Here is an 11,967-nt window from a genome sequence, read left to right as displayed (position 1 = left end):
CCCGCCATGACAGAGATCACGAGCCGCAGAGGGCTGCTCTTCGGAGCCGCCGCCGTCTCCGCCGGTGCCCTCCTCACGGGGTGCACGAGCAACGAGCCGTCCGACTCCAAGGACGAACCGGCCGGCAACAACCAGCCGGCCGCCGACGACAAGCCCGGCAAGCGGGTCACCATCGGCTTCGCCGGCCCGCAGGCCGACCACGGCTGGCTCAACGCCATCAACGACAACGCCAAGAGCCGCGCCGAGAAGTACTCCGACGTCACCCTGGAGATCACCGAGGGCTCCAACGACACCGCCCAGCAGATCGGCCAGATCGAGACCCTCATCAACAAGAAGGTCGACGTCCTGGTCGTGCTGCCCGCCGACGGCAAGGCCCTCACCCAGGTCGGCCTGAAGGCGATGCGCGCCGGCATCCCGGTCGTCAACCTCGACCGGATCTTCAACACCCCGCAGGCCTACCGCTGCTGGATCGGCGGCGACAACTACGGCATGGGCCTCAACGCCGGCCACTACATCGGCGAGAAGCTGAAGGGCAAGTCCGACGCCCGCGTCATCGAACTGGCCGGCCTGGACAACCTCGAGCTGACCAAGCAGCGCACCAAGGGTTTCGACGACGCCCTGAAGAACTACCCCAACATCAAGAAGGTCGCCCGCCAGGCCGCCGAGTTCACCGTCGAGTCCGGGCAGGCCAAGATGGCCCAACTGCTCCAGGCCCAGTCGAAGTTCGACGCGCTGTGGAACCACGACGACGACCAGGGCGTCGGCGCGCTGCGCGCCATCGAGCAGGCCGGACGGGACGACTTCCTCATGGTCGGCGGCGCCGGCGCGCTCTCCGCCTTCCAGGCCATCGAGCAGGACAACGGGGTGCTCAAGGCGACGGTGCTCTACCCGCCGACCATGGCCGCCTCCGCTATCGACCTCGCCCGCGCCCTCGGCCAGGGCAAGGGCATCGGCGGCATGGCCGAGTTCGAGATCCCCGCGTCGATCACGCTCTACTCGGCCGTCGTCGACAAGACCAACGTCGACCAGTACATGCCCACCGGCTTCAAGTGATTCCGCCCGCACCCCCCACGTGCGCCACCCCGACCAGGACGAGGAGGACACCCGTATGGGACAGCCGCAAGCGCAGCCAGAAGGGACCGAGGCAGGCAAGCCACCCCTGCGCGTGGGAATGGTGGGCTACGCCTTCATGGGCGCCGCCCACTCCCAGGGCTGGCGCACCGCGGGCCGCGTCTTCGACCTGCCGCTGAACCCCGTGCAGGCCGTGATCTGCGGGCGGGACCGGTCCGCCGCGCAGGCGGCGGCCGACCGGCACGGCTGGGCGTCCGTCGAGACCGACTGGCGGGCCCTCGTCGAACGGGACGACATCGATCTCGTCGACATCTGCACCCCCGGCGACACCCACGCCGAGATCGCGCTGGCAGCCCTGGCCGCCGGCAAGCACGTGCTGTGCGAGAAGCCCCTCGCCAACACCGTCGAGGAGGCCACCTCGATGGCGCGGGCGGCCGAGGAGGCGCGTGCACGCGGGCAGGTGGCGATGGTGGGCTTCAACTACCGCCGGGTGCCGGCCACCGCCCAGGCCCGGCGGATGGTGGCCGAGGGCCGTCTCGGCAGGCTGAGGCACGTGCGCGTGACGTACCTCCAGGACTGGCTGATCGACCCGGAGTTCCCGCTGACGTGGCGGCTGCGCAAGGACCAGGCAGGCTCGGGCTCGCTCGGCGACCTGGGCGCGCACATCATCGACCTCGCGCAGTACCTGACGGGGGAGCGGCTGGCGGGCGTCTCGGCGCTGACGGAGACCTTCGTACGGGAACGGCCCCTGCCGACCGGCGCCACCAGCGGGCTGTCCGCCGCCCCGTCGGCCGGCACCGGCGAGGTCACCGTGGACGACGCGGCCCTCTTCACGGCCCGCTTCCCCTCCGGTGCCCTCGCCTCCTTCGAGGCCACCCGCTACGCCACCGGCCGCAAGAACGCCCTGCGCATCGAACTCAACGGCGAGCGCGGTTCGCTCGCCTTCGATCTGGAGCGGCTCAACGAGCTGTCCTTCCACGACGGCACCCAGCCCGGCGCGGAGGCCGGCTTCCGCCGGATCCTCGTCACCGAACCCGACCACCCCTACCTGGACGCCTGGTGGCCGCCGGGCCACGGCCTCGGCTACGAGCACACCTTCGTCCACCAGGCCCGCGACCTCGTCCACGCCATCGCCGAGGGCCGCAGCCCCGAACCGTCCTTCGCCGACGGGCTGCAGGTGCAGCGCGTCCTCGCCGCGGTCGAGGAGAGCGCCGGGAAGAACTCCGTCTACACGCCGATCTCGTTCTGAGGAGGACCGTCTCGATGCCGCGCACCTTCACGCTCTTCACCGGCCAGTGGGCGGACCTGCCCCTGGAGGAGGTCTGCCGCCTGGCCCGCGACTTCGGCTACGACGGCCTGGAACTCGCCTGCTGGGGCGACCACTTCGAAGTCGACAAGGCGCTGAGCGATCCCTCGTACGTGGAGTCGAGGCACCAGCTCCTCGACAAGTACGGCCTCAAGTGCTGGGCCATCTCCAACCACCTGGTCGGCCAGGCCGTCTGCGACGCCATCATCGACGAACGCCACCAGGCGATCCTGCCGGACGCGGTGTGGGGCGACGGAGACCCGGAAGGAGTCCGGCGGCGGGCCGCGGACCGCATGAAGGACACCGCCCGCGCCGCCGCCGCCTTCGGCGTCGACACGGTCATCGGCTTCACCGGGTCCGCCATCTGGCACCTGGTCGCCATGTTCCCGCCCGCCCCCGACGCCATGATCGAACGCGGCTACCAGGACTTCGCCGACCGCTGGAACCCCATCCTCGACGTCTTCGACACCGAAGGCGTGCGGTTCGCGCACGAGGTCCACCCCAGCGAGATCGCCTACGACTACTGGACGACCCAGAAGGCCCTCGAAGCGGTCGGCCGGCGCCCGGCCTTCGGGCTGAACTTCGACCCTTCCCACTTCGTGTGGCAGGACCTCGACCCGGTCGGCTTCCTGTGGGACTTCCGCGACCGCATCTACCACGTCGACTGCAAGGAGGCCCGCAAGCGCCTCGACGGACGCAACGGCCGGCTCGGCTCCCACCTGCCCTGGGGCGACCCGCGGCGCGGCTGGGACTTCGTCTCCGCGGGACACGGCGACGTCCCCTGGGAGGACGTCTTCCGGATGCTGCGCTCCATCGACTACCAGGGCCCGGTCTCCGTCGAGTGGGAGGACGCCGGCATGGACCGGCTCCAAGGTGCCCCCGAGGCGCTGACCCGGCTGAAGGCCTTCGACTTCGAACCGCCCAGCGCGTCCTTCGACGCGGCGTTCAACAGCTGAGCCACACCCCCGGCGCAGGTCGGGGACGGGGACCGGCACCACCGCCGGTCCCCCCTCCGGCCTGCACCGATCCCGCTTTGTCCTGTGCTGGGAGAAAGGTGAACCGGCCCTGGCGCAAGGGGTGTTCGTCCCGGACGGACGCGGTTACCGTCCTTGAAGCGTTCAGGATACACGCACCTCCGGGGTGACGGCGCACCCCGGCGCCCGCACCGCACGTTTTCGCACCCACCCGTACGGCACACCCCGTTCCCGGAGGGACTTCGTGCACAGAACCAGACCAGGAAGCCCCCGCGCCCCGAGGCGCCCCGCACTCCGCACCAGCCTCGCCCTGTTCACCGGCCTGCTCCTGGCCGTGGGCACCCCGGCCACCGTGGCCGGCGCCCACCCCGGCCACCCGGAGCACGACGAACCGGCCGCCGCGGAAGGCCAGTTCCAGCAGGTGCCACTCGCCAAGGGCGAACCCGAGACGGGCGAGCCGATGTCGCTCGCCGTGCTCCCCGACCGCAGCGTCCTGCACACCTCGCGCGACGGCACGCTGCGCCTCACCGACCAGGGCGGCGTCACCAAGATCGCCGGCAAGATCCCCGTCTACACCCATGACGAGGAAGGCCTCCAGGGCGTCGGCGTCGACCCGGACTTCAAGAACAACCGGGCGATCTACCTCTACTACGCCCCGCCGCTCGACACCCCCGCGGGCGACGCACCGGAGACCGGGACCGCCGAGGACTTCAAGAAGTTCGACGGCGTCAACCGCCTCTCCCGCTTCGTCCTCAACGCCAACGGCACGCTGAACACGGCCAGCGAGAAGAAGGTCATCGACGTCGCGGCCTCCCGCGGCACCTGCTGCCACGTCGGCGGCGACATCGACTTCGACGCGGACGGCAACCTCTACCTGTCGACCGGCGACGACACCAACCCCTTCGCCTCAGACGGCTACACGCCGATCGACGACCGCGAGGGCCGCAACCCCGCCTTCGACGCCCGCCGCAGCTCCGCCAACACCAACGACCTGCGCGGCAAGATCCTCCGCATCAAGGTCGCCGAGGACGGCTCGTACACGATCCCGGAGGGCAACCTCTTCGCCCCGGGCACCGAGAAGACCCGCCCCGAGATCTACGCGATGGGCCTGCGCAACCCGTTCCGGATGAGCGTCGACGACAAGACCGGCATCGTGTACGTCGGTGACTACGGCCCCGACGCCGGCGCCGCCGACCCGAAGCGCGGACCGGCGGGGCAGGTCGAGTTCGCCAAGGTGACCAAGGCGGCCAACTTCGGCTGGCCCTTCTGCACCGGGAACAACGACGCCTACGTCGACTACGACTTCGCCACCAAGGAGTCCGGCGAGAAGTTCGACTGCGCCGCCCCGAAGAACACCTCGCCGCACAACACGGGCCTCGTCGACCTGCCGCCCGCGCAGGCCGCCTGGATCCCGTACGACGGCGGCTCCGTGCCCGAGTTCGGCGACGGCTCGGAGTCCCCGATGGCCGGCCCGGTCTACCGCTACGACCCCGATCTCGACTCCAGCGTGAAGTTCCCCGAGGCGTACGACGGTGACTTCTTCGCCGGTGAGTTCGGCCGCCGGTGGATCAAGCGGATCGAGCAGAACGGGGACGGCTCGGTCGCGAAGATCAACGACTTCCCTTGGACCGGCACCCAGATCATGGACATGGAGTTCGGCCCCGACGGGGCGCTCTACGTCCTCGACTACGGCGTCTCCTGGTTCCAGGGCGACGAGAACTCCGCGCTGTACCGGATCGAGAGCGCCGAGGACGGCTTCTCGCCGGTCGCCGAGGTGAGCGCCGACAAGACGTCCGGCGCGGCAGGCCTGAAGGTCAAGTTCACCGGCTCCGCCAAGGACGCCGACTCCACGAACCTCACCTACAGCTGGGACTTCGGCGACGGTACCAAGGGCGAGGGCCTCAACCCCACCCACAAGTACAAGAAGGCAGGCACCTACAGCGCCACCTTCACCGCCAGGGACCCCGAGGGCAACACCGGCAACGCCAGCATCCGGATCGTCGTCGGCAACACCGAACCCAAGGTGAGGATCGACGTCCCGGGCAACGGAAGCATGGCCGAGTTCGGCAAGCCCGTCCCGTTCAAGGTGACCGTCACCGACCCCGAGGAGACGGTCGACTGCTCCAAGGTCAAGGTCGTCTACAGCCTCGGCCACGACTCCCACGCCCACGAGCTGACCAGCGAGATGGGCTGCGAGGGCACCCTGAAGCCGCCCCCCGGTGACGGCGGGCACGACCCCAACGCCAACATCTACGGCGTCGTCGGCGCCAGTTACACCGACGGCGGGGCGAACGGCCAGGAGGCGCTGACCGGCACCGCCCGCGCCGTGCTCCAGCCGCTGCACCGCCAGGGCGAGCACTTCTCCACCCAGTCGGGCGTGTCGGTCATCGACAAGACCGGCGCCAACGGCGGCAAGACCGTCGGCGACATCAACGACGGCGACTGGATCTCCTTCACCCCCTACCGGTTCGACGGGCAGAGGAAGATGACCGTGCGGGCCTCCTCCGGCGGCGCGGGCGGCTTCATCGAGCTGCGTACCGGCTCGCCCGACGGGCCGCTGCACGGCTCCGCGTACATCCCGCCGACCGGCGGCTGGGAGACCTTCCAGAACGTCGACGTGCCGCTGCGGGCCCTGCCCAAGCGCACCACGGAGATCTACCTGGTCTTCAAGGGCGGCGAGGGCGCGCTGTTCGACGTGGACGACTTCGAGTTCTCCAAGGAGCCGTTCAAGGGCGGCAAGAAGGTCCTGGTCTTCTCCAAGACCGCCGGATTCCGCCACGACTCCATCCCGGCCGGCATCGCCGCGCTGAAGGAGATCGGCGGCCCGGCCGGCATCACGGTCGACGCCACCGAGGAGGCCAGGCAGTTCACCACGGCCAACCTCGCCAAGTACGACGCGGTGGCCTTCCTGTCCACCACCGGTGACGTCCTCAACGCCGAGCAGCAGCAGGCGTTCGAGAACTACGTGAAGAACGGCGGCGGCTACCTGGGCATCCACGCCGCCGCCGACACCGAGTACGACTGGGAGTTCTACGGCGGCCTCGTCGGCGCCTACTTCGACTCGCACCCGGCCATCCAGAAGGCCACCGTCCGAGTCGAGGACCACGACCACCCGTCCACCGCGCACCTGGGCGACGCCTGGGAGCGCACCGACGAGTGGTACAACTACCGCACCAACCCGCGTGAGCAGGCCAAGGTCCTCGCCACCCTGGACGAGACCACCTACCAGGGCGGGAACATGAAGGGCGACCACCCGATCGCCTGGTGCCAGAGCTACGGCGGCGGACGCTCCTTCTACACCGGCGGCGGACACACCAAGGAGTCCTACGCCGAGGAGGCCTTCCGCGCCCACCTGCTCGGCGGCCTGCAGTACGCCACCGGTCAGGTGAAGGCGGACTGCAAGCCGGGCAAGGACTACCGGAAGATCTTCAACGGCCAGACCCTGGACGGCTGGAAGCAGGCCGGGCCCGGCAAGTTCGTCGTCAAGGACGGCGTGATGGAGTCCGAGGGCGGCATGGGTCTGCTCTGGTACCAGGCCAAGGAGCTGAAGTCGTACTCGCTGAAGCTCGACTGGAAGATGCGGGGCGACGACAACTCCGGGATCTTCGTGGGTTTCCCGGCCTCCGACGACCCCTGGTCCGCGGTGAACAAGGGCTACGAGATCCAGATCGACGCCACGGACGCGGCCGACCGCACCACCGGCTCCGTCTACTCGTTCAAGTCGGCGAACATCAAGGCACGTGACCAGGTTCTGCGGCCGCCCGGCCAGTGGAACTCCTACGAGATCAAGGTCCAGGGCGAACGCCTCCAGGTGTTCCTCAACGGAGTCAAGATCAACGACTTCACCAACAAGGACCCCCAGCGGAGCCTGACCGACGGTTACATCGGCCTTCAGAACCATGGCGCCGACGACCAGGTCTCCTTCCGCAACATCCAGTTGAAGGAACTGCCCGTCAAGGGCGACTGAACGGCGGCGGGCGGGGGACGCCGGACCCCCGCCCGCCGTCCCTTCCCCTCACCCCGGGTTCGCGCACGACCAGGAGGCTGCCCATGTCCGCGTCCCTCTCCCGACCGCGTGTGGGGGTGTGGCTGATCGGAGCCCGAGGCTCCGTCGCCACCACCGTCGTCACGGGGTGCGCCGCCGTCAGCGCCGGACTGCACCCGCCCACCGGCATGGTGACCGAGACCCCCGCGTTCACCGACAGCGGCCTGCCCGCGCTGTCCGACCTCGTCTTCGGCGGCCACGACACCCTCGACTGCCCTTTGCCCAAACGCGCCGAGTCCCTGACCGCCGGCGGCGTCCTCCCACCGGGCGTCGCCACCGCCGTCGCCGCCGAACTCGCCGCCGCCGACCGGGAGATCAGGCCCGGTGCCCCCACTCCGGGGGACACCAGGAGCGAGACCGAACTGATCACAACCTTCGCCGACGACATACGCGACTTCGTGCACCGGCACGAGCTGGAGCGGGCCGTCGTGGTGAACGTCGCCTCCACCGAACCCGCCTCCCACGGGCCCGACGCCCCGCTCCCCGCCAGCACCCGGTACGCGCTGGCGGCCCTGCGAGCGGGCTGCCCCTACGTCAACTTCACCCCGTCCGAGGGCCTGCACCACCCCGTCGCCGCCCGCGAGGCCGAGCGGAGCGGCCTGCCGTACGCCGGGCGGGACGGCAAGACGGGCCAGACGCTGCTGCGGGCCGTGCTGGGCCCGATGTTCGCGCAGCGGGCGCTGAGGGTCCGCGCCTGGTCCGGCACCAACCTGCTCGGCGGCGGCGACGGAGCCGCCCTGGCCGACCCGGCCGCCGCCGCGGCGAAGAACGCCGGAAAGGAACGCGTCCTCGCCGACACCCTCGGCACCGTCCCCGAGGGCGAGGTGCACATCGACGACGTCCCGGCCCTCGGCGACTGGAAGACCGCATGGGACCACATCGCCTTCGACGGTTTCCTCGGCACCCACATGATCCTCCAGACCATCTGGCAGGGCTGCGACTCCGCCCTCGCGGCTCCCTTGGTGCTGGACCTGGCCCGGCTGACCGCCCGTGCGCACGAGGCGGGGCTGTCCGGTCCGCTCGGTGCCCTCGGCTTCTACTTCAAGGACCCGGTCGGGAGCGGGCCGTCCGGTCTCGCAGAGCAGTACGAGGAACTGGTCCGGTTCGGGCGGAGCCTGGGGCACACTGAGGGGACAGGGGAAGCGCGGTGAGGGCGCACAAGAGCCCCGGCCGACGCGCGCATACCGCGGAGGGAACGACTGCCGGGGGCAGGGCGGGTGGCCCCGCACCCGCCGACGGCACACCACCGCCCCGCGGACAAGCCGGCCGCTCACCCCGGGGCCGTGCCTGGGCCGAACTCCTGCGCCTGCCCGCCCTGTTCAGCGTCCCCGGCGACGCCCTGGCCGGCACAGCCGCGACGGGCGCGGCCCCCACCGCCCGCACCCTGCTCGCCATCGGCTCCTCCCTCTGCCTCTACGAGGCCGGCATGGCCCTCAACGACTGGGCGGACCGCGACGTCGACGCCGTCGAACGCCCGCAACGCCCCCTGCCCTCCGGCCGCATCCGCCCCGCCGCCGCACTCACGGCGGCCTGTGCCCTCACCGGAGCCGGACTGGCCCTGGCCGCCGGCGCCGGCCGTCCCGCGCTGGCCGTCGCCGCCCCACTCGCGGCGACCGTCTGGGCGTACGACCTCCGCCTGAAGCACACACCCGCCGGTCCCCTGGCCATGGGTGCGGCCCGCGGCCTCGACCTGCTCCTGGGAGCCGCGGCCACCACCGGCCGCACCCGCCGGGCCCTGCCCTCCGCCGCCCTCCTCGGCACCCACACCCTGGCCGTCACGACGGTCTCCCGCCAGGAGGCCCGGGGCGGCTCACCCCTGGCCCCTCTGGCGGCCCTCGCGACGACCGCCCTGCTGACGCGCCGCGTGACGAGAAGCCGTGGCGAACTCCCGGCGGAACAACCGGACGCAGCCGCCCACGTCCTGCGAAGCCCGCTGGCCGCCCGGTCTCCACGCCCCGCACCGAACGCCCAGCCCACGGCACACCTCACCACCGCCCTCGCAGCCGCCTACACCGCGACCACCGCACGCCCCTACTTCCACGCCGTCCTCAACCCCTCACCTCCTCTCACCCAACGAGCCGTGGGCGCCGGTATCCGCGCCACCATCCCCCTCCAGGCCACCCTGACCGCCCGCTCCGGCAGCACGGCCACGGCCCTCCTCATCGCGGCCCTGGCCCCACTCGGAGCGCGGTACGCGAGGACGGTGAGCGTGACGTGAGCACACAGGACCGTGTCCCCGGCACCCCCCTCCGCTTCGGCTACGGCACCAACGGCCTCGCCGACCTCCGCCTCGACGACGCGCTGTCCCTCCTCGCCGACCTCGGCTACGACGGTGTCGGGCTGACCCTCGACCACATGCACCTCGACCCGCTCGCCCCCGGCCTCGCCGCCCGCACCCGCCGGGTCGCGCACCGGCTGGACGAGCTCGGCCTGGGCGTCACCGTGGAGACGGGCGCCCGCTATGTGCTCGACCCGCGCCGCAAGCACGGACCCTCCCTGCTGAACCCGGATGCCCACGACCGGGCCCGCCGCGTCGACCTCCTGGTCCGGGCCGTCCGCATCGCCGCCGACCTCGGCGCCCACGCGGTCCACTGCTTCAGCGGGATCGTCCCGGAGGACACCGACACCGACACCGCGTGGAAGCGCCTAGCAGAGTCCCTCACCCCCGTCCTGGACGCCGCCGCCTCCGCCGGCATCCCGCTCGCCGTCGAACCCGAACCGGGCCATCTCCTCGCCACCCTGGCCGACTTCCACCACCTCCGCCGCGCCCTCGGCGACCCCGAGCCGCTCGGCCTCACCCTCGACATCGGCCACTGCCAGTGCCTCGAACCCCGCTCTCCCGCCGACTGCGTGCGCGACGCCGCCCCATGGCTGCGGCACGTCCAGATCGAGGACATGCGGCGCGGTGTCCACGAACACCTCCCGTTCGGGGAGGGGGAGATCGACTTCCCGCCCGTGCTGGCGGCCCTCGCCGCCACCGGCTACCAGGGCCTGACCGTCGTCGAACTGCCCCGCCACTCCCACGCGGGCCCCCACCACGCCGAGCACTCCCTCCCGTTCCTCCGCCACGCCGAGCAGGCCGCGGCCGCCACGTCGCCGTCCCCCGCTCCGGCCCTCCAGCAGACCGCGCCACCCCACGGCGCTCTCTCCGCCCCTGAAGGGAGCAGCAGTTGACTTCCTCCCCCCGCTTAAAGGCGGGGGGTTCCAGCGGTCGCCCGCTGGGTTTCCTGCTTCACCGACGACCGCCCCGTCCGGGAGGACTCCCGTTGAGGTCTTACACCGTCTCCACAGGCAGTCGCCGCCAGACCGGCGGCCAGGATGTTGCGTGCCGCGTTCACGTCACGGTCGTGCCGGGTGCCGCATTCGCACGTCCACTCGCGGACGTTCAGCGGCATCTTCGCCGCGACCGTGCCGCAGGCCCCGCACAGCTTCGAACTGGGAAACCAGCGGTCGATCACCACGAGTTCACGCCCGTACCAGGCGCACTTGTACTCCAGCATGGAGCGGAGTTCCGTCCAGGCCGCATCGGAGATGGCACGCGCGAGACGGCCGTTCTTCAGCAGGTTGCGGACGGTGAGGTCCTCGATCACGACCGTTTGGTTCTCACGGACGAGACGAGTAGTGAGCTTGTGCAGGAAGTCGCGGCGCCGGTCGGCGATCCGCGCGTGGACTTTGGCGACCCGACGCCGGGCTTTCTCCGCGTTGTTGGAGCCCTTCGCCTTGCGGGACAGCTCACGCTGCGCGCGGGCCAGGCGGGCGCGGTCGCGCCGCTCGTGTTTCGGGTTGGCGATCTTCTCCCCGGTGGACAGGGTCACCAGGGAGGTGATGCCGGCATCCAGACCGACGGCCGTGTCGGTGGCGGGGGCCGCGGTGATGGTGTCCTCGCACAGCAGGGACACGAACCAGCGCCCCGCACTGTCGCGGGACACGGTCGCCGTGGTCGGCTCGGTGCCCTCCGGGAGCGGACGCGACCAGCGGATATCCAGGGGCTCGGCCATCTTCGCGAGGGTCAGATGTCCCTCGCGCCATGTGAAGGCGCTGCGGGTGTACTCGGCCGACGCCCGGGACTTCTTCCGCGACTTATAGCGCGGGTACTTCGCGCGCTTGGCGAAGAAGTTCCCGAACGCCGTCTGGAGATGACGGAGCGCCTGCTGGAGCGGGACGGAGGAGACCTCCGTCAGGAAGGCGAGTTCCTCGGTCTTCTTCCACTCGGTCAGCGCGGCGGACGACTGTACGTAGGAGACCCGGCGCTGCTCGCTGTACCAGGCCCGCGTGCGCTCTTCCAGCGCCTTGTTGTAGACGAGACGGACGCAGCCGAACGTGCGCGACAGCTCCGCCGCCTGCTCGTCCGTGGGGTAAAAGCGGTACTTGAACGCCCGCTTGACCTGCTGCGTCACACCTCACACCGTATCGGCTTCCGTGTGAGCAGCGGATGTCGGCCGGTCGGCGGTGGAAACCGGTGCGCCCTGGCGGGGAACAGGCTTGCCCTGCCCCGCTCCGCAGGAGTCCGTTTCTCCCCCGCAAGCGGTAGGTACCCCCACCCCGGCCCGAAGGCCGGGGTATCCACGGAG

General features: G+C 71.0%; 8 protein-coding genes. 7 read left to right on the top strand and 1 reads right to left on the bottom strand.

All coding sequences use genetic code 11. From position 1 onward, the window contains the following. Positions 1–6 precede the first annotated feature (6 nt). The 7 genes from IE97_RS0127490 to IE97_RS0127460 all read left to right on the top strand — a co-directional run bounded on the left by IE97_RS0127490 (position 7) and on the right by IE97_RS0127460 (position 10,570). Positions 7–1,053, top strand: coding sequence for a substrate-binding domain-containing protein (locus IE97_RS0127490; RefSeq protein WP_030246038.1), 1,047 nt, complete (start codon positions 7–9; stop codon positions 1,051–1,053). Between the two features lie 55 nt (positions 1,054–1,108). Then, on the top strand, positions 1,109–2,320 hold the full coding sequence (locus tag IE97_RS0127485) for a Gfo/Idh/MocA family protein (RefSeq protein WP_051705150.1): 1,212 nt from the start codon (positions 1,109–1,111) through the stop codon (positions 2,318–2,320). A 14-nt stretch (positions 2,321–2,334) separates the two neighbouring features. Continuing rightward, positions 2,335–3,333, top strand: a complete 999-nt coding sequence (locus IE97_RS0127480; protein ID WP_030246033.1) for a sugar phosphate isomerase/epimerase family protein — start codon at positions 2,335–2,337, stop codon at positions 3,331–3,333. 262 nt (positions 3,334–3,595) lie between these two features. Then, positions 3,596–7,318: a ThuA domain-containing protein gene (locus tag IE97_RS0127475; protein WP_030246030.1), complete on the top strand. Its 3,723-nt coding sequence runs from the start codon at positions 3,596–3,598 to the stop codon at positions 7,316–7,318. A gap of 83 nt (positions 7,319–7,401) precedes the next feature. Next, positions 7,402–8,547, top strand: coding sequence for an inositol-3-phosphate synthase (locus tag IE97_RS0127470; protein WP_030246026.1), 1,146 nt, complete (start codon positions 7,402–7,404; stop codon positions 8,545–8,547). Next, complete coding sequence (locus IE97_RS0127465; RefSeq protein ID WP_051705149.1) at positions 8,544–9,614, top strand: SCO3242 family prenyltransferase; 1,071 nt, start codon at positions 8,544–8,546, stop codon at positions 9,612–9,614. The genes IE97_RS0127470 and IE97_RS0127465 overlap by 4 nt, the downstream gene beginning before the upstream one ends. Beyond that, positions 9,611–10,570 carry a sugar phosphate isomerase/epimerase family protein gene (locus tag IE97_RS0127460; protein ID WP_030246020.1) on the top strand — a complete coding sequence of 320 codons (960 nt, stop codon included), beginning with the start codon at positions 9,611–9,613 and terminating at the stop codon, positions 10,568–10,570. Before IE97_RS0127465 ends, IE97_RS0127460 begins: the two co-directional genes overlap by 4 nt. 14 nt (positions 10,571–10,584) lie before the next feature. Here IE97_RS0127460 and IE97_RS0127455 read toward each other — a convergent pair whose 3' ends face one another. Continuing rightward, positions 10,585–11,793 (bottom strand): RNA-guided endonuclease InsQ/TnpB family protein, encoded by a 1,209-nt coding sequence (locus tag IE97_RS0127455; protein ID WP_030246018.1) that lies wholly within the window; start codon positions 11,791–11,793, stop codon positions 10,585–10,587. Between the last annotated feature and the right edge of the window lie 174 nt (positions 11,794–11,967).

It is taken from the genome of Streptomyces sp. NRRL S-455, assembly GCF_000717875.1.
Taxonomy (GTDB): Bacteria; Actinomycetota; Actinomycetes; order Streptomycetales; family Streptomycetaceae; genus Streptomyces.
The sequence above is the reverse complement of the archived record's forward strand: the minus strand, read 5'-3'. Positions and strand labels throughout refer to the sequence as shown.

Excerpts from the sequence above, each read along its gene's own strand:
- IE97_RS0127490 (WP_030246038.1), top strand. The coding sequence starts at position 7 with ATGACAGAGATCACGAGCCGCAGAGGGCTGCTCTTCGGAGCCGCCGCC.
- IE97_RS0127485 (WP_051705150.1), top strand. The coding sequence starts at position 1,109 with ATGGGACAGCCGCAAGCGCAGCCAGAAGGGACCGAGGCAGGCAAGCCA.
- IE97_RS0127480 (WP_030246033.1), top strand. The coding sequence starts at position 2,335 with ATGCCGCGCACCTTCACGCTCTTCACCGGCCAGTGGGCGGACCTGCCC.
- IE97_RS0127470 (WP_030246026.1), top strand. The coding sequence starts at position 7,402 with ATGTCCGCGTCCCTCTCCCGACCGCGTGTGGGGGTGTGGCTGATCGGA.